The 21,873-nt window shown below is 47.5% G+C and carries 27 protein-coding genes and 2 pseudogenes; 15 read left to right on the top strand and 14 right to left on the bottom strand.

The window, feature by feature from the left end:
- Positions 1–177: 177 nt before the first annotated feature.
- Positions 178–1,527, bottom strand: a complete 1,350-nt coding sequence (locus AM1_RS14835) for a tetratricopeptide repeat-containing S1 family peptidase (RefSeq protein WP_012163674.1) — start codon at positions 1,525–1,527, stop codon at positions 178–180.
- Positions 1,528–1,688: 161 nt separating this feature from the next.
- Here AM1_RS14835 and AM1_RS14840 point away from each other — a divergent pair.
- The 3 genes and pseudogenes from AM1_RS14840 to AM1_RS14850 all read left to right on the top strand — a co-directional run.
- Positions 1,689–2,420: pseudogene (locus AM1_RS14840) on the top strand (IS256-like element ISAcma7 family transposase); the annotation flags it as partial.
- A 59-nt stretch (positions 2,421–2,479) separates the two neighbouring features.
- On the top strand, positions 2,480–3,730 hold the full coding sequence (locus AM1_RS14845; protein WP_012160773.1) for an IS256-like element ISAcma7 family transposase: 1,251 nt from the start codon (positions 2,480–2,482) through the stop codon (positions 3,728–3,730).
- A 37-nt stretch (positions 3,731–3,767) separates the two neighbouring features.
- A pseudogene (locus tag AM1_RS14850) lies at positions 3,768–4,292 on the top strand (IS256-like element ISAcma7 family transposase); the annotation flags it as partial.
- 35 nt (positions 4,293–4,327) lie between these two features.
- Here AM1_RS14850 and AM1_RS38715 read toward each other — a convergent pair.
- The 7 genes from AM1_RS38715 to AM1_RS14885 form a co-directional block, all read right to left on the bottom strand.
- Positions 4,328–4,390, bottom strand: coding sequence for a hypothetical protein (locus tag AM1_RS38715; RefSeq protein ID WP_238549290.1), 63 nt, complete (start codon positions 4,388–4,390; stop codon positions 4,328–4,330).
- On the bottom strand, positions 4,387–4,722 hold the full coding sequence (locus AM1_RS14855) for a hypothetical protein (protein ID WP_041659880.1): 336 nt from the start codon (positions 4,720–4,722) through the stop codon (positions 4,387–4,389). Before AM1_RS14855 ends, AM1_RS38715 begins: the two co-directional genes overlap by 4 nt.
- Positions 4,723–4,780: 58 nt before the next feature.
- Positions 4,781–5,545 (bottom strand): ankyrin repeat domain-containing protein, encoded by a 765-nt coding sequence (locus AM1_RS14860; protein ID WP_083776717.1) that lies wholly within the window; start codon positions 5,543–5,545, stop codon positions 4,781–4,783.
- 169 nt (positions 5,546–5,714) lie between these two features.
- On the bottom strand, positions 5,715–6,212 hold the full coding sequence (locus AM1_RS14865) for a hypothetical protein (RefSeq protein WP_012163677.1): 498 nt from the start codon (positions 6,210–6,212) through the stop codon (positions 5,715–5,717).
- 175 nt (positions 6,213–6,387) lie between these two features.
- Positions 6,388–6,840: a DUF6714 family protein gene (locus AM1_RS14870; RefSeq protein ID WP_012163678.1), complete on the bottom strand. Its 453-nt coding sequence runs from the start codon at positions 6,838–6,840 to the stop codon at positions 6,388–6,390.
- A gap of 134 nt (positions 6,841–6,974) precedes the next feature.
- The gene (locus AM1_RS14875) at positions 6,975–7,193 is read right to left on the bottom strand and encodes a hypothetical protein (protein WP_012163679.1); all 219 of its coding nucleotides are present in this window, start codon (positions 7,191–7,193) and stop codon (positions 6,975–6,977) included.
- A 289-nt stretch (positions 7,194–7,482) separates the two neighbouring features.
- Positions 7,483–7,782, bottom strand: a complete 300-nt coding sequence (locus tag AM1_RS14885) for a DUF6958 family protein (protein ID WP_012163681.1) — start codon at positions 7,780–7,782, stop codon at positions 7,483–7,485.
- A 430-nt stretch (positions 7,783–8,212) separates the two neighbouring features.
- Here AM1_RS14885 and AM1_RS14890 point away from each other — a divergent pair, with 430 nt between their 5' ends.
- The 6 genes from AM1_RS14890 (at position 8,213) to AM1_RS14915 (ending at position 13,388) form a co-directional block, all read left to right on the top strand.
- Positions 8,213–8,539, top strand: a complete 327-nt coding sequence (locus AM1_RS14890) for a carbon dioxide-concentrating mechanism protein CcmK (protein WP_012163682.1) — start codon at positions 8,213–8,215, stop codon at positions 8,537–8,539.
- 204 nt (positions 8,540–8,743) lie between these two features.
- Positions 8,744–9,031, top strand: coding sequence for a hypothetical protein (locus AM1_RS14895; RefSeq protein WP_041659881.1), 288 nt, complete (start codon positions 8,744–8,746; stop codon positions 9,029–9,031).
- A 424-nt stretch (positions 9,032–9,455) separates the two neighbouring features.
- Positions 9,456–10,031: an FIST N-terminal domain-containing protein gene (locus AM1_RS14900; RefSeq protein WP_012163684.1), complete on the top strand. Its 576-nt coding sequence runs from the start codon at positions 9,456–9,458 to the stop codon at positions 10,029–10,031.
- Positions 10,032–10,061: 30 nt separating this feature from the next.
- On the top strand, positions 10,062–10,991 hold the full coding sequence (locus AM1_RS14905) for an IS5-like element ISAcma6 family transposase (RefSeq protein ID WP_012160769.1): 930 nt from the start codon (positions 10,062–10,064) through the stop codon (positions 10,989–10,991).
- Positions 10,992–11,033: 42 nt separating this feature from the next.
- Positions 11,034–11,693 (top strand): FIST signal transduction protein, encoded by a 660-nt coding sequence (locus tag AM1_RS14910; RefSeq protein ID WP_012163685.1) that lies wholly within the window; start codon positions 11,034–11,036, stop codon positions 11,691–11,693.
- 9 nt (positions 11,694–11,702) lie between these two features.
- Complete coding sequence (locus AM1_RS14915) at positions 11,703–13,388, top strand: putative bifunctional diguanylate cyclase/phosphodiesterase (RefSeq protein ID WP_041659882.1); 1,686 nt, start codon at positions 11,703–11,705, stop codon at positions 13,386–13,388.
- 63 nt (positions 13,389–13,451) lie between these two features.
- Here AM1_RS14915 and AM1_RS14920 read toward each other — a convergent pair whose 3' ends face one another.
- The 6 genes from AM1_RS14920 to AM1_RS14945 all read right to left on the bottom strand — a co-directional run bounded on the left by AM1_RS14920 (position 13,452) and on the right by AM1_RS14945 (position 17,482).
- A complete protein-coding gene (locus AM1_RS14920; RefSeq protein WP_012163687.1) occupies positions 13,452–13,847 on the bottom strand; it encodes a DOPA 4,5-dioxygenase family protein in 396 nt (131 codons plus the stop codon).
- Positions 13,848–13,927: 80 nt separating this feature from the next.
- Complete coding sequence (locus AM1_RS14925) at positions 13,928–14,524, bottom strand: DUF6151 family protein (RefSeq protein WP_012163688.1); 597 nt, start codon at positions 14,522–14,524, stop codon at positions 13,928–13,930.
- Between the two features lie 99 nt (positions 14,525–14,623).
- Positions 14,624–14,998, bottom strand: coding sequence for a VOC family protein (locus tag AM1_RS14930; RefSeq protein WP_012163689.1), 375 nt, complete (start codon positions 14,996–14,998; stop codon positions 14,624–14,626).
- A gap of 103 nt (positions 14,999–15,101) precedes the next feature.
- Complete coding sequence (locus tag AM1_RS14935) at positions 15,102–15,611, bottom strand: DUF1993 domain-containing protein (protein WP_012163690.1); 510 nt, start codon at positions 15,609–15,611, stop codon at positions 15,102–15,104.
- A 200-nt stretch (positions 15,612–15,811) separates the two neighbouring features.
- Complete coding sequence (locus AM1_RS14940; RefSeq protein ID WP_041659883.1) at positions 15,812–16,261, bottom strand: hypothetical protein; 450 nt, start codon at positions 16,259–16,261, stop codon at positions 15,812–15,814.
- Positions 16,262–16,300: 39 nt separating this feature from the next.
- Positions 16,301–17,482, bottom strand: coding sequence for an aminotransferase class V-fold PLP-dependent enzyme (locus AM1_RS14945; RefSeq protein WP_012163692.1), 1,182 nt, complete (start codon positions 17,480–17,482; stop codon positions 16,301–16,303).
- A gap of 782 nt (positions 17,483–18,264) precedes the next feature.
- Between AM1_RS14945 and AM1_RS14950 the strand changes: the two genes are divergently transcribed.
- The 6 genes from AM1_RS14950 (at position 18,265) to AM1_RS14970 (ending at position 21,821) form a co-directional block, all read left to right on the top strand.
- A complete protein-coding gene (locus tag AM1_RS14950; RefSeq protein WP_049783738.1) occupies positions 18,265–19,065 on the top strand; it encodes a hypothetical protein in 801 nt (266 codons plus the stop codon).
- Between the two features lie 179 nt (positions 19,066–19,244).
- Positions 19,245–19,979, top strand: coding sequence for a SpoIIAA family protein (locus AM1_RS14955; protein ID WP_012163696.1), 735 nt, complete (start codon positions 19,245–19,247; stop codon positions 19,977–19,979).
- 187 nt (positions 19,980–20,166) lie between these two features.
- Positions 20,167–20,610 carry a DUF4952 domain-containing protein gene (locus tag AM1_RS14960; protein WP_238548968.1) on the top strand — a complete coding sequence of 148 codons (444 nt, stop codon included), beginning with the start codon at positions 20,167–20,169 and terminating at the stop codon, positions 20,608–20,610.
- Between the two features lie 42 nt (positions 20,611–20,652).
- Positions 20,653–21,066, top strand: a complete 414-nt coding sequence (locus AM1_RS42870; RefSeq protein WP_012163698.1) for a hypothetical protein — start codon at positions 20,653–20,655, stop codon at positions 21,064–21,066.
- Positions 21,041–21,337: a hypothetical protein gene (locus AM1_RS42875; RefSeq protein WP_012163699.1), complete on the top strand. Its 297-nt coding sequence runs from the start codon at positions 21,041–21,043 to the stop codon at positions 21,335–21,337. The genes AM1_RS42870 and AM1_RS42875 overlap by 26 nt, the downstream gene beginning before the upstream one ends.
- Before the next feature lie 94 nt (positions 21,338–21,431).
- Complete coding sequence (locus tag AM1_RS14970; RefSeq protein ID WP_012163700.1) at positions 21,432–21,821, top strand: RidA family protein; 390 nt, start codon at positions 21,432–21,434, stop codon at positions 21,819–21,821.
- Positions 21,822–21,873 lie beyond the last annotated feature (52 nt).

Raw genomic sequence — 21,873 nt, forward strand, 5'->3', positions numbered from 1 at the left:
TGCACCGAAACTCAAAGCCGTTGGGTCGAGATAGTCGCAACCATCTGAAACAGCCCTGCACCCCTAATAATGTATCGTTGTCGTTTTCCCAGTAAGGAATCGTTGCTATCGAAGCCTAAGACGAGATCCCAGCATTCCCTCCCGCAGCGGAAATCGTTGCTAACCTCGCCTCATCAGTTAGCGATTACTGTTTGTACGATTAATTTGTTTCAAGACTTTGAGCACGCTCTGATAGCTAGCAATGTCTCCTTGGGCCTGATATAGTTCTGCAGCTTTTTGAAAATCGGCAATAGTCCCTGCCCGATTTCGTAACTGCCATTGAACCGTTGCCCGTTTTGCATAAGTTTTTGGAGTTTCTCGAATCTGGATAGCTTGGTTTAAATCATCAATCGCACCTTGATAATCTCCAGCTTGGGCACGCAGACTTGCTCGATTGTAATAGGTCACTAAGTTCACTGCTGCATTTGGATTCAGGCGAATCACTTGGTCGTAGTCGGCAAGTGCTTGTTGAGTATCCTTTAGCTGGCCATGAACAATGGCACGATGGAGATAACCCACATAACCTTTGGGATGAATCCGAATAGATTGATTAAAATCTGCCAAAGCTTGTGTCAGATTTCCGCGAGCATGGTTGACTCGACCTCGTGTTAAAAAGGCCTGGCTATATCCAGGATTGAGGCGAATTGCCTCATCGAGAGCGGCCATAGCACCTGGTAAATCACCTTGCACATTTTGTTTCATTACAGCTTGAAGAAAATAATCATCTGCTGTGGAGGGTTGCTTGGGGATTGAAACAGCAACAGATTGAAAACCGAGGTTTGGTGCCACTTTGGTAATCTTATTTAAGAAAATATGAGTCGGGATGGCTAAATTGGCACCAATTTTTAATTGAGTCTGTGGGTGAATGCCCCTACTTTCAGCTAAGGGGGTAAGACTTTGTCCATGAATGCCGATGAGTTGGCCGGTTTGATTTAGCACTGACCCGCCACTCATGCCTTGGAACGTGTTGTTGGAATATGCGATCGCATAACCATCGGTTAGTGGACTTGCTGCATGAGCTGCAATAACACCACTTGTGAAACGCAAATTAGCTTCACGATTGGCCTCTAAGTTGGCAGGAAAACCACTGACAAAAACAGCATTGCCATATTTGGCTTGTCTGGAGTCGCCGATGGTCGCCACCTGATAAGTGCGATTGCTCGTAAACTCTAAAATTGCTAGATCAACTTCGGGAAAATGACGCACAGTTGCGTAGTCGATGGCATAACGTCGATCGTCTGGTGTAATGATGTCGTATTCATCTTCTGTCGCCACGACATGGGCAGCAGTGAGAACCGTATAGGTATCACCACTCCGTTTAATCAAGATCCCTGAACCTGGGGTTTGACTATCAATGCGAACCGTAATGTTCTTAGCGATACGCTCAAGCTCAGATAGGGGAAGAGCAGAAGCAAGCTGCGGCTGAATAAGAGCTGTGGTTGCTGCTATTCCAAACACGATAGACAGAGATTTTGGAGCGAAATTCATCGAAAGGATTGAACAACAACGCTCATCATAACAGTTGCAAGATATTGTTATTGTTGCCAACGCGAGATGCCTATGTGCTTGTCCAGCATCCCATAGACGATGGGACTGTTCAGAGTTTTGTGTAAGCGGTCTAGGATCCAAACACATCAGGAGACCGTACGATGTCTAGAAAGAAAAAAGCTCCCAATCGAGTCGATGAACTGTTAGATGAACTCATCGGAGAGAACCCTCAACCGGAAGATATTCTGGGCGAATCAGGACTGCTTAAACGACTCAGCAAACGCCTAGTGGAACGAGCCCTTGCAGGTGAATTGACTCATCACCTGCAGCAATCCTCCAACGATCAGTCAGGTGATGAGAATTCTAATGGCCCCAGAAATAGTCGCAATGGTTACTCGAAAAAGACCGTCCAGTCTGAACAAGGAGAGATGGACCTATCGATTCCTCGTGACCGTTGCGGCGAGTTTGAGCCTGTCCTGGTGCCTAAAGGCCAGCGACGCATCGCAGGGCTCGATGAGAAAATCATCGCCTTATATGCTCGGGGCATGACCACCCGTGATATTCGAGCCCAATTGGTGGAGCTGTATGGGGCCAATATCTCTGAAGCTCTGATTAGTGACGTCACCAATAGCGTCATGGAAGAGGTCAAAGACTGGCGTTCAAGGCCGCTGGATGAGGTGTATCCGATTGTCTATCTTGATGCGCTGTATGTGAACATCAAAGTCAATGGTCAAGTCAGCAAGCGAGCTGTCTATGTCGCTTTGGCAGTGACTGTGGAGGGCAACAAGGAACTGTTGGGATTATGGATAGGAGCCGCTGAACGAGAGGGAGCAAAATTCTGGCTTTCGGTGCTCACAGACCTTAAAAATCGAGGAACTCAGGATATCTTGATGGGACTGTTCAGAGTTTTGTGTAAGCGGTCTAGGATCCAAACACATCAGGAGACCGTACGATGTCTAGAAAGAAAAAAGCTCCCAATCGAGTCGATGAACTGTTAGATGAACTCATCGGAGAGAACCCTCAACCGGAAGATATTCTGGGCGAATCAGGACTGCTTAAACGACTCAGCAAACGCCTAGTGGAACGAGCCCTTGCAGGTGAATTGACTCATCACCTGCAGCAATCCTCCAACGATCAGTCAGGTGATGAGAATTCTAATGGCCCCAGAAATAGTCGCAATGGTTACTCGAAAAAGACCGTCCAGTCTGAACAAGGAGAGATGGACCTATCGATTCCTCGTGACCGTTGCGGCGAGTTTGAGCCTGTCCTGGTGCCTAAAGGCCAGCGACGCATCGCAGGGCTCGATGAGAAAATCATCGCCTTATATGCTCGGGGCATGACCACCCGTGATATTCGAGCCCAATTGGTGGAGCTGTATGGGGCCAATATCTCTGAAGCTCTGATTAGTGACGTCACCAATAGCGTCATGGAAGAGGTCAAAGACTGGCGTTCAAGGCCGCTGGATGAGGTGTATCCGATTGTCTATCTTGATGCGCTGTATGTGAACATCAAAGTCAATGGTCAAGTCAGCAAGCGAGCTGTCTATGTCGCTTTGGCAGTGACTGTGGAGGGCAACAAGGAACTGTTGGGATTATGGATAGGAGCCGCTGAACGAGAGGGAGCAAAATTCTGGCTTTCGGTGCTCACAGACCTTAAAAATCGAGGAACTCAGGATATCTTGATTGCTTGCTGTGATGGACTCAAAGGTTTTCCTCAAGCGATTGAGTCGGTCTACCCTCAGACCCAGGTGCAGGTTTGTATTGTCCATCTTATTCGTAATAGCCTTCGCCATGTGCCGTGGAAGGAAAGTCGAGCCGTAGCTGCAGACCTCAAGCCCATTTACCAAGCGGCCACTTTGGAAGAGTCTGAGGCTGCGTTGGATGCATTTGCCCATAAATGGGACGAGACGTATCCTGGCATTAGCCAAATCTGGATACGACATTGGGATAATGTTGCCCCGTTGTTTCAATACCCAATGGCCATCCGTAAGGTTATCTACACCACCAATGCCATTGAGTCGCTCAACCGCTCACTGAGAAAGGTGATTAAGACCAAAGCGGTTTTCCCTAATGAAGAGTCTGTCTACAAATTGATGTTTCTAGCGATGAGGAATATTTCGAAGCGATGGACCAGACCAATTCTGAATTGGAAGGCGGCGCTGTCCCATTTTGCTATTCTGTTCCCAACACGATTCAACTATTGAATACACTGCTGCTTACACAAAAATCTAAACACTCTCCTTGATTGCTTGCTGTGATGGACTCAAAGGTTTTCCTCAAGCGATTGAGTCGGTCTACCCTCAGACCCAGGTGCAGGTTTGTATTGTCCATCTTATTCGTAATAGCCTTCGCCATGTGCCGTGGAAGGAAAGTCGAGCCGTAGCTGCAGACCTCAAGCCCATTTACCAAGCGGCCACTTTGGAAGAGTCTGAGGCTGCGTTGGATGCATTTGCCCATAAATGGGACGAGACGTATCCTGGCATTAGCCAAATCTGGATACGACATTGGGATAATGTTGCCCCGTTGTTTCAATACCCAATGGCCATCCGTAAGGTTATCTACACCACCAATGCCATTGAGTCGCTCAACCGCTCACTGAGAAAGGTGATTAAGACCAAAGCGGTTTTCCCTAATGAAGAGTCTGTCTACAAATTGATGTTTCTAGCGATGAGGAATATTTCGAAGCGATGGACCAGACCAATTCTGAATTGGAAGGCGGCGCTGTCCCATTTTGCTATTCTGTTCCCAACACGATTCAACTATTGAATACACTGCTGCTTACACAAAAATCTAAACACTCTCTAGACGATCCGATTCTCTCGGGACAAACGGCGAGACCCAATATCACTACTAATATGTTTCAAAGGTTCAGGCTTGCCAATACTTTATGATCAATTCTCATAGGCAGGACTAGTCTACCAATACGGCGCTCTTCAACGGTATTCACTTCAATCCATTGAATAGTTTGCCATAGCACTGGTTCTAGTAAACCTGTTTCTAGATAACCAGATGTTGGTATGAATAGTGAGTGCTCCCACGGTGTTGGTTCAGTATCACCAGACCATTGCACACGAGTTAGAAGATTGAATGCTTTGAGGACATCCACTACTCTTACCCAAATGATTGGCGTTTTAAAATCCACTTTATGCTTGGTTAATCTGTACAGATCTGGTTTTTTCAAGGCGATCTCTACCATTCTTAATCACCTGAGTGGATGACCTTTCGAGTCATACTGCCCTGAAATATTTTTACTTTTACTCTAGAGAGGAATCTTCGATGAGAGAGGGTTGTGGCCGACTTCTACGGTTTTGCCTTTTGATCCCTCTAGCTAATAAGTCTCGTGGGACAGATTCTCGATCTTCCTGTGAAACAAGTGGTGATAAGTAGTTGTAAACCTCTTCATGTCCGCCTTGAGCTGCTAAGGACACTGCGGATTCGCCCTGACTATAGGTATCTAGCTCTGCTTCGGCATCCACTAATGTCTTGACAATCTCTAAATTGCCGGTGTTGGCGGCAGTCATGACCGCACGCTCACCATCTTCCATATCGACATTGATATCACTGCCAGCACTGATTAATTGTTGAATCATGGCCAGGTTTTGCTGACAAATGGCTAGATTGAGAGGCGTATCATTACCATCACCATTATCGACAACAGCGCCTGCATCTAGCAGCATTTGGACAATGTGAGGATTACCAAATCCCACTGCTGTATAGAGAGTGGTACACGAAACATTCAACTCATCTAATTGCGCTTCAATTTCAGAATTTAACAGGGATTCAGGGCGGTCACTCAGATTATAAAAAGAGAGACAATCTGCACCTGCTTGAATTAAAACTTGAACAATGTCTGAATGGCCATACACGATAGCCATTATGAGCGGACTCCACTCACGCTCATAGGTGTAATATTCATGGCTAGGTGAATTGCAATCTACCCCTGACTCGAGTAGTGTCTTCACCATTGCTATATTGCCAGCGCAAATGGCTGCAAACAGCTGGCTTGTTGTGCTCGTCACGTGGTACAAATCTCCAAAACTCTGGTTGGATATATTTAACGGCTGACCTGGCTAGGTATTAGATGAAATGATCTAACTTAGCTCATTAGCAAGTGTTGTACAGCCCATGAAATTTTGCAGATTGAAACGGATTGCCAACAGACTTAGCAATGTAGATAAATGCTAAAAATCAACCGCTAACATAACCCATAAAAAAAATCTCTGAAGGCTGATCGTCTGCATAAACGACGAAATGGCATCCACCAGGTGTCCACACTAAATCTGCAAAATCATCCCATGCATCTAGAGGGTCTATATCGTCCTCATCAATCAGTTCTTCACGAATGATAATGCTTTCAACCATGTCACGGGTCGGTGTTTCGGTTCTAAAAAAGCGCAGTAAGAACTCTGTAGGTAATGGTGAAGATGTCATTTGCTCTGGCGTGGTAGATATTCTCTGAATATCCAAAATGGAACCTGTCCCTTCTGGGCCACCCGCCTTAAAGGCTTCTTCAACGGAAGAGTGTTGAGCCCCACAAGCCACTGATGCTGGATTGGGTGGGAAATCTAAATGAGTTGCCGCAGGGTAATATCGACCTTGTTCAAATTCATGCTGACGTAGTTGCTGTAATGCGATGTCTGCATCTTCTTGAAATTCACAAAAATAGTAATAAGGCTGAGATCCCATATACTGCTTTCCTATCAGCTTTCAATTAGAATTCCCAGATACCTCGCGAACAAATACTTGTGTTTGACTGGTTGGTTTACTAATAGCGGTTGATGAGGATATTGTCCGCTGAAGATTTTGTCACTCTGAGATTAGGATATTAAGGTTGGATAACTTTCAAGACAGAGTTTATAAGCTATTTTTCCCAATACTGACGCAGTGCCATACGAATTGCTGGGTGATCAAATTCATATTCCGCTTGATCTAGACACCATGTCAGATACATCACGATGGCTTGTCTTTGCACAGTATTGAGTGCCGTTAACTTAGATTTTGCGTAATCATTTAGCTGCGTTAAATGAAACAGCGGATCATCGACCTGATTTTCCAGACTTGCCACGATATAGGCGGGCAAATGAAATCTCATGCCCTCCGCATCAAAAAAAGAAAGGCTACTGTGACATCTCTGTAAATCCTCGCAGCTCAGTCGACTCCATTCTTCCTTCTCGTCCCTGCCGCGATTTCGCTTCTGCACCGCCTCAGTTTCATAATCATCGATGGCTTGGGCTTGCCATAAACCAATACCTTCACCCAGCGTTACTTCAGCAAACGCAGACTTGATATAGTTTGCGACAATTTCTTTATCCATGAAAATTTAGCGTTCAAAGCTCTACTTTTTCGATTGAGTTACATGCTGAATTTTGCTGTAACCCAAAACTTTCGGCAAAATTGAGTATTGCCATTTTTTAGCAGATCACCCGCACCTCACCAGTCTGAGCAAAGCTATGTTTGATGACCTGAGGGTTGGGCGATGCCGAGTGCTTGCTTCAGGGCTTCATCAGTCTTATCTTCCCAGTCTGGATCAGAGAGTTTGATAGTTACTTCAGGGGAACGAGATCTGAGTTCTTGATAAATTGCGTTAACAGCAGGAGTACCTTTAAGCTCCCAAAGCAGGGCAGTTAACTGCTGTTTATCAAGAGACGTGAGGTCTAAATGAGTCATAGCTCATAATCTCCGTTTGGAAGAATGCAAATAACAGAATTCTCTAAGGCTTCATAACGACCTGCATAAACGTAAAGGTTCTTATCTGGCGCTAATTCTACAAAAGCAATGAATGAAGATAACAGCACGACCCGTCGAACAATTCGATAAAACGCAAGCAGTTGTTCGTTAGTTGGATCCATTCAATTACCAGCTTACGATTTCATTTAGCCTAACCTTATTTGAGGCGAGCGGCCTAGCAGGTTCACATCAATACGTAGAATAGCCAACAATCAGCATTGCGTAAAAGCTATACCTTGTGCCAGCGCAGAGGTTTAGTCTTTTCGCGGACGACACTTCCTTTCGCCTCCAGATCCAACTGCACCGTTTTCGCCCACCATCCTGACGTTTGCCCTTGAGGAAACAGATCATCAGGGAGATGTGGTTTAACTTGCTGCTGAATCTCCTTTTGGGTCAGCCCCGGTGACTGATTGGGCAGGATGTTGAGAAACGCCACTTTCATTGCTGAATACTTGGCAGCATTGACCCGAGTCACCTGTCCAGGAACATTAATATTTTCGACTTCAAGTTTCTCGTTTTTGTTAGCCATTTCGTTTACCCGCAGCAACCAATAGTGGCTCAATAATTTTTCACTACTTATAGGTGAAGTCTACGACTGTTATAGCTCAGATAAAAGTAAGCCCAATCCTCTTGATGCATAACATTCTATTGATACTTTGCAGATGAGAGACAAGATGACTCTAAAATTTGCTTTCGATGACAGCAGATCGCTAGCCTCACTATTGCTGCATCTGACTTCAACGATGTTGTGATTGAATGTCAGTCAAGAACAGATAGGAACACTTCTTAGGTGATGCTTTATGCAGGTCATAACTTCATATTCCCTGGTCAAAATTTAAATTGATCGTTCTATCGGTTTGACCTTTGAGTATCCGTTTAGAGCCGTCTGATTTGGGGGGCAAGCGCTTTTGAAAAATTTGTTTCTAACCCTGTTACAGTAATGTTTTAGGACAAACATCATGCCACAGGCAGTTGGAGCATTAGAGACCAAAGGATTCCCCCCTGCTTTAGCTGCAGCCGATGCGATGGTGAAAGCTGGCCACGTGACCTTCGTCAGTCTTATTCAGTCATGTAGTGCACGCTTTACGGTGAATATACGAGGCGATGTTTCCGCGGTCAGGATGGCCATGGATGCTGGGATAGCAGCGGTCAATAAAACGTCTGGTGGTTTGCTCGAAACTTGGATCATCATTCCTCGTCCCCATGAAAATGTTGAAGCAGTTATGGATATTGAATATAACGATGAAGTGGAAGAGTTTCGCTGTGTAGTGGAAGAAGCCGTTTAAACTTTATGGTCAATTCCCGTCACTAAAACATTGCCAGCTCCCTATGATTGACGACTAACGAGCCAGGCTTTGAGTAGGGGCACATGACCCATATAAAATATGTATAAGGTCCGGTTAGGTCTTCTTTAAAATCTCACTTCACAAATTCCAAGACGTTTTAACCCCCATTCCCCTCATCGCCCACTCAAGGGTTTTCGATCTCTTATGAACAACAAACCCAGAGCCCTAACTCTCGCGGAGCGAAGCGAGCAGCATCAAATGACGAGTATTTTGCAGCGCTGCCTACAACAAGCCATCCATCTAGACGATCCTGTCCCCGCCCTGCACGACTCCTTACAGCTCATTGAAGACATGGATATCTTTCAAGACTTCGATTGGCAAATTATCGAAAACGCGCTAGAAGACGTTCTTCAAAATCGGCAAACTATTCAGGGTGCAGCATCCATAGCCGCATTGGAGATCACGGGACTCTCGATACAACACCGTCTCTAATGCATGAATATGAACTAGGCCAAAGCCTACAGACCTGATATACCCTGATCGCCTCAGAATTGATTTCGATACTCGACCCGTTCTAATCTGGCACAGGTAAAAGCGATGACTATGGAGGTCGCCTTAATCCTAGTAAGGATGCATGGTAGGGGTGAACAAACCTCCAAACTACTAGGTTTTTGGCACATCACACACTCTGGCAATGCCCATTATAAGGTATCTGCTCTAGCAACCAGCTGATCGATAAGATCCCTGCTGTTTGGATCGATCCGCTTTGGCTGAGGGGCTTCGACAAGCAGACAACGACAGTCTCTACTCTGATGGTTGTGCTGGTCTATGAAAATAGTGTGTCGGATGGATGAAGGGCCTTTGTCATTGGAGTAAGCTGGTTGATAGGATCGGTTAACGTCAGTAATGCTCAGTAATGAGAACCTTTTCGCCTTTAGATATCGAAGAACAGACGACCGAAGCCTTGAGTTACGATCGGAATAATGGCTGGTCGAAACCTTTTCCAGAATTTGATTCTGGAAATACCCTGGTTGTTGTATTTGCAGCTCATGAATACTGTGAATCACCAGAACCATTGCTAGAAATCCGCAAATATTTTCCAGAATCGAAGATTATCGGCTGTAGTTCGCCAGTTGTGATCTGTGATGGATCGTTACTTGAAGGTGCGATCGCAGTCGGTATCATCCGGTTTGAGACCACCCAAATCCGACTTGCCTCTGCAGCAGTCAATAATTTCGAAACCTCCCGAACCGCAGGTCAACAGTTGGGCGAACAATTGACGGATCCTGACCTTAAAGGGGTGCTGGTTTTTTCGGATGGTGTGACGACAGAAGCCACAGAGCTAGTGCGAGGCTTGCAGGAAAGGTTACCACCAGAAGTGACGATTGCTGGCGGTTTGGCAAGCGGTCACACCCTGGATGACACCTGGATGATTTGCGATGGCGAACGGCGTTGTTGCATGAATAGGTGCTGCGGATTAGGCGCGGGCTAGAGTTTATGTACCACCAAAAACCGCTAGCCCATGAGTTACCAAATCCGCAACTGGTCCGAGTATAACGCTGGTCTCAAACAGCGGGGAAGTGTGACCTTCTGGCTCGAACAATCAGCTATCGTTCATTGGCTAGAAACCACACCGAGACAAAAGCGGGGAGCCTCTCTGACCTATAGCGATACAGCAATCTCCACCTTCGAGACCGTCAAATGTATCTATGGTTTAGCAGGGCGTCAAACCGAAGGATTTCTAAATTCATTGTTTGAGTTGATGGGAATTGAGCTTCCCGTTTGTGACCACAGCACCGTCTCTCGGCGGAAAGGTCAGCTATCGATTTCATTGCCCGTTATACCTAAGCAAGGTGCCATTCACGTCGTTATCGATAGCACAGGGATCAAAGTCTATGGTGAAGGAGAGTGGAAAACCAGGCAACATGGTGTGAGCAAACGTCGGACGTGGCGTAAACTTCACTTGAGTGTTGATGAGTCCACTGGAGAAATTCTCACGGGTGTCGTGACAACCAATGACGTTCAGGATGGTGAAGTGTTTGAAGATCTCCTTGAAGGCATCGACGATGAGATTGAACAGGTCTCTGCTGACGGAGCCTATGACCAAAGTCATTGCTATGATGCCCTCATGGAGCGCAATGCCACAGCTGCAATTCCCCCAAGGAAGAATGCCAAAATTTGGCAACATGGAAACTGCAATGCTCCACCCCATCCACGAGATCAAAATCTCAGAGCCATCCGAAAACAGGGACGAAAGAGGTGGAAAAAACAAGCCCACTATCATCGGCGGTCTCTAGCTGAAACGACGATGTTTCGCTTCAAAACTATCTTTGGGGGTCAGGTACGTTCCCGTAACTTTGATAATCAAGCCACAGAGTTACTCCTGCAGTGTGCGGCACTCAATCGAATGATTCAGATCGCCAAACCCGAGACTGTTTGGGTTGAAGCTTAAGAATAACGAGGAGAGGCAATTCATCTAGCCTTTACGCGATTCATGCAACAAAGCCATGGCGAACTGCAACGCTTGCAGGCTTGTGCCGTTGGTTTTGTGGGGAATCGGGTAGAACTGACCCGAGCCACTGGAGGGGGATGGCGATTGATCGGAGCAGAATGTCAGGCGACGCGAACCGCCGGTCGAACGTTATACGAACTTGATGGCGAACCTGCCCATGATGTGTACCAGCGACAGGTGGGGAACGAAGTCGGATTTGGGTTGCACGAGTCCTCGACTCGCTACCCCCTGACGATTCGGCTACCGAGCCTAGAAATGCAAATTGTTCGCGACGTCAATCGCTTTGATGAAGCATCTGGGGCCATTGAATTGGCAGGGGATATTCCTGAAGGTGTGACGGTTCAAGTGATGACAACCACTGCAGACGAAATTCTGGATGGGGTGGACGAAGCGGTTGAGCGCATGCGGAGTAAAACCATTCTGCCCCAGAACAATGCCCTAGCCATTTGTGTGAGCTGTGCGGGTCGACGCACAGTCCTGCTCGAGAAGACGAGGGAAGAAGCTGCCCTTGCCTATGATGGCTTGGGGCATGGGATTCATCAAATTGGCATGTATGCCTTCGGCGAAATCTCAACCACCTCATCGGGGCCACCACAGGTGCACAACGAGACCATCACGATGGGGCTAATACGAGAGTATTAGGGATTGACCATGGCGATTCAACCTGTTCCCGACCATCGGTCTAGCGCACTCAGCCGCATGCTTAAACGGCTAATGCGTCGGCAAGGGGTCACGGCGGATGAAGTCCCTAATCTGTCCGGCTGGACCAACTTTGTCTTAGCGGTCAATCAAACCATCCAAGAGTTCACTGCCAACCGCGAACTGTTAGAACAGTCCGTCCAGTCAACATCGCTCAAACTCAAGCAGGCCTACGAAGATCTCAAGAGTGAATCTAGTTTACGGTTAGCCCAGGCAGACTTGCATCAGCGGGAACTAGAAAACCTAGTGCAAGAAAGAACTGCTGAGCTACAGGCCGCCCAGCTCCATCTCGAACAAATCAATAAGCGCTTGGAATATGACGCTACCCATGATGACTTAACGGGGTTGGCAAACCGTAACCAATTAATGCGGGAGTTAAATCGATGTGTGGCTCAGCTCGGCACGGATTTAGCTGTAGGACTGTGCTTTTTCTTTATCGACTTTGATCGCTTTAAGCAAATTAACGACCGGTTTGGTCACCTTATGGGTGACAAAGTGTTGATTCAGGTTGCCAATCGCCTGTCCACGTTGGCAGGTGATGCAACCTGCCTGGCCCGGTTGGGGGGAGACGAATTCGTGTTGCTAACGGGGCAACTGACGGTCGCTGAAGCCTACAAACTGGCCCAGCGAATCACGGCTGCCTTTGCTCAACCCCTGCGCATTCGCGAGACCGAAATTTCCATGTCGGCAAGTGTTGGCATCGTCTTAGGGGATGCATCCTATCAATCTGCTGATGACGTCGTTCGTGATGCTGATATTGCCATGTATCGCGCTAAAGCAACGGGAAATTGCTATCAATTCTTCGATGAAAGAATGCGGACAGAGTATTTAGAAGGCTTGGAACTAGAACGAGAATTAGAAACCGCTGTGCGGGAGAAACAGTTCCGCGTCAATTTTGAACCCATTGTTGATATCCATCAGTCCGACATCTACTCGATTGAGTCGCTAGTGCGCTGGATTCATCCCGACAAGGGCATAATCTCGCCCGGTCGCTTTATTTCCCTGGCAGAAGAATTAGGGCTCGTGATCGATATCGACCGAATTGTTTTCGAGCAAACCTGTAAACAGTTTCGTCAATGGCGGGCTAGCGGCATCACCCGTCCTCAGCAGAAGTTTAATGTCAATCTGTCCTGTGGCCAGCTGGAACGATCCGATATTATCCCCTTCCTCCTCAGCACCATTGATGTATCCGGTATTAGCCCCCACGACGTCGTACTGGAAATTACGGAGAGTTACTTGCTGGCAGACTCTGTACTGGTGATGAAGAATTTAAATGAAATGAACGAGCTGGGATTTAGCATTTTTGTGGATGACTTTGGGACGGGATACTCATCCCTGAGTTATCTCGCCAAGTATCCCATCCACGGCATTAAGATTGATCGGAGTTTTGTCAGAGATCTGACAGAAAGCCCAGAAAGCAAAGAGTTAATTCGCTCCATGATTGCCATGGCTGATGCATTGAATCTGCAAGTGGTGACTGAAGGGGTAGAAACCCTAGAGCAATTGCAGATTATGACGGAACTGGGCTGCCGCTATATTCAAGGCTTCTTATTTACGCGGCCGATGGATGCCATGCAGGCCGAAACGTTTTTAGTGGATCAGCCGTATCGAGAGGTAGGTGCGATCGCACCCATGTAACACGAACCTAAAGGCTTCACACAGGCCATGAGAGAGGTGTTTAAGACTTGTGCAGGCTAGGCCTTAAGAAGAGACTTTTTCCTCAGCAACGGCTCCTTCAATGCCGAAGACGGTCAAATTTAGGGGAACCGATTCACCTAGCCAAGATGCATGGGTCGTGTGATCTGCTAGATCATCTCCCGTTAAGGCATGGACAAAGACCGTTAAATCGTTACGATTCTCTTCCAGCCACGGAATCAGTCGATCAAACTGGTCTTTGCTAAAGGAAAGTTGACAGCTCCATCGAGGATGTGGCCCCACCAACTTTTGGTGAACTCGGCCTACCTGAATATCAAATAGCTCGCCTGCTTGGTGGCAAATGGACGAGGCTAACTCTACCGAGTCTGCATCGAAATAGACATGGGCATGATATTGGTCATAATCGTTAGTGGGCCGCTTGGGGAGTGGAGAAGAAGGCATGGCACTGTAGAACTTGCTAAATGGACTAGGACTCGTCAGTCTTGTGGATTGACCGTCACCATAACGGCTTGGATGGCCCCTTAAACCGTATTCATCAGCTCCTCATATTCTTGCGAACTCAGTATTTTAGGAGTGGTGATGGGCAAACCAGAGCCCACTTCGAAGAAGGGCGTCTGTTGGTAACTGCCATCGATACGTGCTTTCAGGATCATCAGCAGATTACGAATAATCGCTTTGACCTGCCCAGCGGGTTTGGGTTTAGGATCTCCTTTGGCACCGGCTGTATTGACGTGGGCGCTTTCGGAGGTGCAGAGTTCATCCAGGGTGATATCAGAGGATTCCAAGCAATTATGAACCACACCAACAAAAGACATCTTATGGCTCGGTAACGTATTGCCGATGGGAGTGTTGCAGCATGTGGTATACCAACGCAATAGCCCCGATTCTGTCAGGCGCATACAGGCCAAATATTCAGCCCCTTGATCAAACGAGATATGCTTCGGCAGCATCTGAACGATTTCTGTGCCCCCCTGAGGGTCGAGAATTTCAGCACTTCTGCCCAGGAAATTCGCAAATGCCTGACAGTCCCGACAATAACAGGTCACTCGGTTGATATTTTTAGGGTGATTAACACGCCCTTGAACACGTCCACATTGACATTGGATGGAATAAGCCATTCTTTACTTCTCCACAGAACTGAGCAACTGATTGAAAGATAGCTATGGCTAGGCACCGCAAACACAAAATAAGGAACTGACAAGTATTATTGGATGCAGCTAGACGGCCTTAGGCAGTACAGCACAAAGTTCCAGCGCATGACCATCGGGGTCTTCAAAATAAACTGACTTCGCTGGAATCCAATCATGGACGATGGGACCTTCCAAAGCAATGCCATGTTCCCGAAGCTGTTGTACCGATTGCTCTATTTCAGAGTCACGAACCGTGAACGCGAAGTGTTGTATAGGCCAGTTTCCCTGGTCCTCTTGCAACACGATCATGCCAGAAGAATCACCGGCTCGTAGAAACAGCCAGTTGCGTTGTTCATCTCGAAGACCCACTTTTAGGCCGAGGAGCTGACAGTAAAATGTCTCTGCCCTAGCAAGGTCGCGGACGCGGATCGCAACTTCGTAAACACCGCGGATGGGAATCATCAACTGCCTCCCTAGGGTACTGTTTTATCTTAACAAGATCGGCTAGTAGCCCTTTGGAGCAGTAGGGGCCATCAGTGAGACAGCCCGCACTTTAAGGTCGGCTTCAACCCTGTTTAACGAAAGGTACCAAGTGCATCATGTAATCTCGTTTGCCAATGGGTACACCCGCCATACGCAAGATGTCGTAGGCGGTGACCAGATGGAAGTAGAAATTAGGGATGAGGAATTCGTGGATATAGTCACCTCCCGACAGCTCAAGATAGAGATTATCGCCTAAGTCAATGCGCGTGATTTCAGCTAGTTTTTCATCTGCAACGCTAATGTCTATAAGCATGCTTTGAGTATTGGCGATGTGCTCATAGGCGTGGGCAAGGGAGGTGACCTCTGGATCAAGATTGTCGGCAGGTTTACCCTCACTCCACAAGGCGAAATTTCGGGGTTGATTGCAGGTAAACGCAATCTGTGTGCCGAAGGGCAGCATATCTGCCACTATTCGTTTTTGCAGAAAGGATTCATCACTGAAATGGGCTTGAGCAGTCTTTAAAAGATGCTCGAGAGTTGCTAACCGGCTTTGAAAGAGGGTTTGAATTGAAGCGATAGCTTGACTGGACATCATGTGCTCCTTCAAAACTGATTCTATGAAGTCTGTTGATTTAGCCTAACGATTTGTGGAGCATTAGGGGTTAAGTTTCTGTTTTTGAAGCCACACTTCGCGCTTGGTGTGATCTGAGAATCTTTTGGATTTCGAGGATGTTAACCCAGCTCTGTGTTGCCGATAGCCCAAGTTAGTCAATTCTGTGTTTGCCACACGTTCTACCAAAATCCCGGTGCTTCAGGGAGGGGTTGTTGTAAGGGATCAGCCAGCTGATGGAGCGTGCCGTCTTGGCCGGAGATATATGCTGAAACGACCAGTTGATCCAAGGCAGGTGTCCAAATAACGAGATCACGCAGCTGATCTTGATCGACATCTTGCCAGGAAAGATAGCCAGGTCGGATATCGAGCCAAAGATCGTTGTTAAATCGTGAACTAAGAGATGTTTCGGTGCCATTGGTAGAAATAATCAGCTGGGCAGGTCCATTATCTCCTTTGGTGAATGAGAAGGATTTGGTCTCGATGGTGACTGGGTGCTTCCCTACTTTGAAAGTATGAATTTGGTCATACTCCAGTGGTTGCATTGAATTAGCTGCTTGTTTCGTACAGCCGAAGCCAATAACCACTATCGCTGCAATTAGCCGGGCTAAACGAAGTGTTTGATGTTCCATACAGTATGTCCACCCGGTGCGTTAGCCCACGTCAGTCCGTCATGCCAATGCTTGCTCAATGGCCTGGACGAGCTGGTCTAATTCAGATTCCAAAGTCAGATAATGCACACAAGCTCTGACGCAATTAGGATCTGCGATCAGACGCACCATCATCTTTTGGCTTTCGAGCTGTTGTACAAAAGGACGATGATTGCTGAAGTCTTCAATTTGGAAAGCGACTAAACCAGACTCTGGTGCGGTAGTGCGTAAACAAGTGATTTTTGGAATCGTGCTGAGCAGCTCCCACAAAATTCGACTGAGATGGACAATGCGTTGATAGCGATCCGTCGGCGTTCCCCACTGCTCCTGTAGTTCAATGGCAGCGGTTAACCCCGGAAACAGCGGAAAGGCAGAAGTCGCGACCTCATACCGACGACCATCTGGCTTCCACCCCGTTGGTTTACCCTGGACATCCATATCAATCCCACGCCAGCCGATAAAGGTGGGTTTCAAACGATCTAAAGAGGCTGCTCGAACATACAGCCCGCCTAACCCATCAGGGCCGCAGAACCACTTATGACCGGTAAAAGCATAGAAATCGACATCCAATTCATCCACCTTGAGGGGCAATACCCCGACGGATTGGGCGGCATCCACTAAGATTGCCACGGTCGGTACGGCTTGCCGACAGGCGGCTGCCATAGCCTTGAGAGGTAAGACCTGGCCAGTGTTCCACAGGATGTGACTCACGATAGCCAATCGTGTGTTGGGACGTAAATGCTCCACCATGACCGCAATTGGATCACCCTCGTTCAGGGTTGCCATCAAGGGGAAGTTCGAGACTTCGACACCATAGCGGTGGCTAAGCTGTTGGGCAGTGGCAATAATTCCGGGATGTTCACAGTCGGATAAAAGAATGTGATCACCCGGTTGCCAGTTAAACCCCCACATGGCGATATTGCAGCCGCTGGATACGGATTCTGTCAGGGTGATGGTGCTGGGAGAGACGTTGAGTTGGGATGCGATCGCACGTCTAGTACCTTCAACTTTCTCCGTCATCCAAGCCAATGCCCCCCCGGTAAACGGGCCAAGCTCTTGCATTTGGATATAGGCAGACTGAATGGCAGTGAAAGCAGGCTGTGGCAGGGGGCCTTGGCCACCGTAGTTGAAGTACAGCTTATTCCCTAAAGCAGGAAATTGCTGTCGATGTACTTCTAAAGAATGCTGCTGTTCGGAGGTCATACCTATCCTTAGGGTTCAGGTCACAAGGCCAGCATACTAGCCTTTGCTATTCTGCCTGATTTTGTCATCCTGTTAGATCGGCAAGTTCCGGGTGTGATGTGCTTGATTAAAAATCTTGCTGGTTTTGATCGCTATCTGCAAACGCATCCGTCAGAATGCTATGCAAAAACAGGCCGAAATAGATCGATTGCCAGAGCAATATCCAGACAAGTGTATAGTCTTTCATCCTTTCCTCCAAAGTGTTTCCACGGTGTATGCTCGGGGACCCAGTAGGGAAGATCCCGATACTAGGTAACCTGTTGCGAATCAGACGATTCGCAATTGACTGATTGGGGTAAATTTGAGGGCCATGCTGCTAAGTTTGTTCAGAAACCTGTAACAACCTCAATACGCGAGTCAGCCCTATTGTTCTAGCCAGCTAAAACCTAGCAAAAGCTATCCAAGCAGCCGTTCAATATATGGGCTTTAGGCTGGATGCCAGAAGGTAGTAATTTTTGACTACCTCGAGTGCTGCAAACATCTTGATCTTACATAGATTTTAATATAGCTTCAACCGGTTTTTGATTGATTTTTATCTATATCAAAATTAGAGGCTTGATTTTAACTTGAGCTAACTTGAGGTAGGACTCCGCATAAAATCAGCAACACTGCCGATTCAAGCTAACCATCGACACTCTGGTTGAAGATATTGCCAGAGCTGAGATGATGTGACTCGATCATGATCAATCCGCAAGCCAATAAAGAACAGGTTCTAGAAGCGGTACGGTATCTTTTGTGCGATCGTGCATTCGCTCCAGCGCTATCGGAATATATCAGGGTCACCTTGGTTAGACTGCTGCAGTGGCAATGGATATCGGCGTGAACAAGCATTGCGCGCTCTCAATGAAGGGGCACCTAATGCATTTCTATGTGCATTGGTTCTGCGGCGGTTAAATGATTGGGTTCTGCAGGTACGAGCTGCGGCTCGCGAATATATTCCGACAATGGCAGCCCATACCCAACCAGAATATCTAGTGGAAGCCCTTTGGGCACTTTTGCTGTCTGTACACACCTGGGGACGCGTACAGACCGAAGACCTTGATGTGCTGATGAACCTGCTATCCATTGCTGATGTGCCTTCGCGGCTGGTCTCGAAGCTGATTCAATCGACGACTGGTCCGGCTGCTAGAATTCTGGGACAAGTAGGGCGCACGCCAGTTCTCGACCCATTCTTACCAATCCTCTGTGAGCAAGCAATTCAGCCAGCAGTCCGAGCAAAAGCGTATAGAAGCCAGTTAGAAGGGTGCATGGTGTGGTTCGAGGGCCGGAAATGGGTATGGACAGATCGACGTTGGTGCCAAGGACAATACGTACCCGTGCTGGGTGAGAGGAAGATCCGTGTCTATCGCCCATTTTTGGAGTTGTTAGCTAAAGCTGCTCAGGACGACTCGCCTATTGTGCAGCGGTTTGCTGGTGATGTACTTCTTGCAAAGCTAGATGATCTTGGCGGTGATGCTTGCCCCATTGCTACACGATTGTCGACCGATGCCTATCCCTCGGTGGCAGAAAGAGGGGTATTTGCAGTGAAACGAATTGAAGGTTGATGCTGAAGATGTTCCTGAATTGTGGCTGTGGACATATCAAGAACTGAAGTTATCCAATCATTGGGGACCACTTCAAACTTCTGACCAGTTCTTGTTAGAAACCGTCGTAAAAGAATGCCATTCCATGGCTCCCTACGATAGCCTGTAAGCAATGCCACTCAAATAAAGGAGATTCTTCCGTGATTGAGTATCGTAACAACCCCACGAGTAACGTTGTCGAACTGATTGTTGAAGGCAAAATTACCGAGACTGACTTGGATCAAGTCATTACTCAGATGAAGCTCGATATTTCCAGGCATGGGAAGCTTAAGCTATTGGAAGAAATCCGGAGCTTTGAAGGCATAGATCCCATTGCTCTGTGGAAAGATGCGCAGTTTGGACTCAGTCATGTCAACGACTTTTCCCATGTTGCCGTCGTGGCAGAAGCAGAATGGGTACGGACCATTGCTGCAGCATCTGATAATCTCCTATCTGCCCAGGTCAAAGCCTTTGCTCCCTCCCAACTGGAAGCTGCCCGGACTTGGTTGCTGACGGTTCCTGAACCCAGCCAAGTGTCCGGTATGACCTATCGCAGCAGCAGTGAGAGCAACATCGTTGAGGTCATTATTGAGGGCACCATTACCGCTGCCGACTTTGATCGGATTGTGCCGCAAATGAAAGCGGATTTGGCTAAGCATGGCAAGGTGAAAGTGCTGGAAGAGATTCGCAGCTTTGAGGGTATGGACCCCATGGCCCTGTGGAAAGATTTGCAGCAGGCCTATATGGTCAAAGACATTACCCATGTGGCTTTGGTGGCTGATGCTCAATGGATGCGAACCGTTGCCGAAGCGGTCAGCGCGATTTTCCCGGCTGAGATCAAAGCGTTTGAGCGATCGCAAATTGAGTTAGCCCGAGTGTGGCTAGCAGCGGCATAGCGTGTAAACCTTATCCACTTACGATTGCCTAAAATGCGAGTGCTAGGATGGCGGCGAAGAGATTCAGCTAATATGGGCTGGATCAATCGTTTGCTTCACTCAGAAAGATAAAACAGTGGCTATGCTTGGGTTGCAACCTCAAAGACTAAGTAAACAATATTGGCAGTCCAGCTTTCTCATACTTTCGATGTTGCTAGGTTTAGTCTCTGATCAGGTTCAGGCTCAGCAGCCTACTAGAGTGCGCTATTCGACTCAAGGTTGTGGTGATTTTCTAGCGAGGTGGGATAAAAAACCAGCGGCTTTGAAGTTTGCTGGCTGTGAAACAGGAGAAATGCAGCAGGTTGTTGTTCTTACTTCTCCCTATACTGTCCAGGGCACTGATGCCATCGAAATAGAGAAATTTTTGCAACGTGAATTTGGCATGGCTCCCCTTCGATTCCTCTGTTGTGGTTGGGAAGTTAGTCCTGCCAAAGGTACAGTAGCTCCTCAGTATGGACAATATATTGATTCGGAGGGAGCTAAGTTTGAAGTCTCTATGTTTTCTGGAGAAACCCTATCGAATGGCCGTGAGGCTTGGCATCAGATCCCTGAATTCCGTATTAAGGTAGAGACATATTTGGGAGAGTTTTGAGTCTGATTGTCGCGGCTTAATATTGCCTGATTCAGGAGAGCGATGGAATTTGAAAAAGAGCAAGAAATTGCGAATTTGCGGACTTTGAATTTGACGCCAAAGCAGATTGCCCGCAAGTTGAGATTGCGGGTATCTGAGGTCTCAGCCGTGATCCGGGTGCAGGCAGAAGAACATGCCCTTGCTCATGGCAAAACGGCTACCCTTGATCCGTTATTCGAGTGCTGGGCCAATGAAGGTGCAGTTGAACACTTCTTTGATAACCCAACGCCATCAACGGCAACCGTGGAAGATGAATCCCAGGGAATGGCGATTGTGACGGTTACCCGGAAAGCCGGCCACAACCGTTTTGTGATTTGTACTTATCTGCTGGACTATTGGTGCTTAGGGCTTAAAGATACGATAGGGCCACGAAAGTTCAGTACCCAAGATTATGGCTATTTTATTGACCAGGCGTGATGAACCGCCTCAAAAGATCTCCTTAGACCAAGCGCAAGCCATGGTTTATAGCATAATTGATTATGCTGAGGGGCTAGGGTTCAAACCTCATCGCGATTTCCAAAAATCTAAAGCTCATTTAGGAGAATGGAGTAGCCAAGGCAAACTAGACTGTGGCCGCAATGGCAAACCCTGCTATTTTTGTGGGCCTTACGATGATCCGAAGAAAATTTTGAAGACCCTCACCGAAAATGTGGGTGAAGGTAATTTTGACTATGTGATCGAAGGTTAGTCTGATCGGTAAATTGTGGTGGGTATCAGCCATCAGTTGACGACGATTCCACAACCAGGCAGGATCATCGCAAGTGTTTAGTTGGCTGTGTCCTATGTCCCATGATGTGATTCGTACCGATCATGCTCCTGCACCGGTCGGTCCCTATAACCAAGCCATTCGAGCCCAGGGCGCAATAGTGTTCGCATCCGGGCAAATTGCGTTAGATCCAGCTTCGGGTGCCTTAGTGGGTGGCGATGATGTGGCCCAGCAGACGGAGCAAGTGATGAAAAATTTGGAAGCTGTATTGACTTCAGCAGGCGTAGGCTGGTCCCAGGTGGTCAAAACGACGGTTTTCTTGGCAGATATGAATGATTTTGCCACGGTAAATGGTGTGTATGCCCGTTATTTTGATGAAGCCACTGCACCTGCCCGTGCCTGTGTGGAAGTGGCTCGGTTACCTAAGGATGTCTTAGTAGAAATCGACTGTATTGCGGTGGCCTAGGGCCATTGACCCGGAACCTAAACGGATCATCTGCAGTCGTAGGAAATTACGG

It is taken from the genome of Acaryochloris marina MBIC11017 (assembly GCF_000018105.1).
GTDB classification, from domain to species: domain Bacteria; phylum Cyanobacteriota; class Cyanobacteriia; order Thermosynechococcales; family Thermosynechococcaceae; genus Acaryochloris; species Acaryochloris marina.

Coding starts and splice junctions, on each gene's coding strand:
- AM1_RS42875 (WP_012163699.1), top strand. CDS start 21,041: ATGGCTATTTTATTGACCAGGCGTGATGAACCGCCTCAAAAGATCTCC.
- AM1_RS42870 (WP_012163698.1), top strand. CDS start 20,653: ATGGAATTTGAAAAAGAGCAAGAAATTGCGAATTTGCGGACTTTGAAT.
- AM1_RS14940 (WP_041659883.1), bottom strand. CDS start 16,261: ATGGAACATCAAACACTTCGTTTAGCCCGGCTAATTGCAGCGATAGTG.
- AM1_RS14935 (WP_012163690.1), bottom strand. CDS start 15,611: ATGTCCAGTCAAGCTATCGCTTCAATTCAAACCCTCTTTCAAAGCCGG.
- AM1_RS14855 (WP_041659880.1), bottom strand. CDS start 4,722: ATGGTAGAGATCGCCTTGAAAAAACCAGATCTGTACAGATTAACCAAG.
- AM1_RS14920 (WP_012163687.1), bottom strand. CDS start 13,847: ATGCCTTCTTCTCCACTCCCCAAGCGGCCCACTAACGATTATGACCAA.
- AM1_RS14900 (WP_012163684.1), top strand. CDS start 9,456: ATGAGAACCTTTTCGCCTTTAGATATCGAAGAACAGACGACCGAAGCC.
- AM1_RS14925 (WP_012163688.1), bottom strand. CDS start 14,524: ATGGCTTATTCCATCCAATGTCAATGTGGACGTGTTCAAGGGCGTGTT.
- AM1_RS14865 (WP_012163677.1), bottom strand. CDS start 6,212: ATGGGATCTCAGCCTTATTACTATTTTTGTGAATTTCAAGAAGATGCA.
- AM1_RS14875 (WP_012163679.1), bottom strand. CDS start 7,193: ATGACTCATTTAGACCTCACGTCTCTTGATAAACAGCAGTTAACTGCC.
- AM1_RS14885 (WP_012163681.1), bottom strand. CDS start 7,782: ATGGCTAACAAAAACGAGAAACTTGAAGTCGAAAATATTAATGTTCCT.
- AM1_RS14845 (WP_012160773.1), top strand. CDS start 2,480: ATGTCTAGAAAGAAAAAAGCTCCCAATCGAGTCGATGAACTGTTAGAT.
- AM1_RS14970 (WP_012163700.1), top strand. CDS start 21,432: ATGTCCCATGATGTGATTCGTACCGATCATGCTCCTGCACCGGTCGGT.
- AM1_RS14915 (WP_041659882.1), top strand. CDS start 11,703: ATGGCGATTCAACCTGTTCCCGACCATCGGTCTAGCGCACTCAGCCGC.
- AM1_RS14835 (WP_012163674.1), bottom strand. CDS start 1,527: ATGAATTTCGCTCCAAAATCTCTGTCTATCGTGTTTGGAATAGCAGCA.
- AM1_RS14870 (WP_012163678.1), bottom strand. CDS start 6,840: ATGGATAAAGAAATTGTCGCAAACTATATCAAGTCTGCGTTTGCTGAA.
- AM1_RS14905 (WP_012160769.1), top strand. CDS start 10,062: ATGAGTTACCAAATCCGCAACTGGTCCGAGTATAACGCTGGTCTCAAA.
- AM1_RS14895 (WP_041659881.1), top strand. CDS start 8,744: ATGAACAACAAACCCAGAGCCCTAACTCTCGCGGAGCGAAGCGAGCAG.
- AM1_RS14890 (WP_012163682.1), top strand. CDS start 8,213: ATGCCACAGGCAGTTGGAGCATTAGAGACCAAAGGATTCCCCCCTGCT.
- AM1_RS14910 (WP_012163685.1), top strand. CDS start 11,034: ATGCAACAAAGCCATGGCGAACTGCAACGCTTGCAGGCTTGTGCCGTT.
- AM1_RS14945 (WP_012163692.1), bottom strand. CDS start 17,482: ATGACCTCCGAACAGCAGCATTCTTTAGAAGTACATCGACAGCAATTT.
- AM1_RS14930 (WP_012163689.1), bottom strand. CDS start 14,998: ATGATTCCCATCCGCGGTGTTTACGAAGTTGCGATCCGCGTCCGCGAC.
- AM1_RS14960 (WP_238548968.1), top strand. CDS start 20,167: ATGTTGCTAGGTTTAGTCTCTGATCAGGTTCAGGCTCAGCAGCCTACT.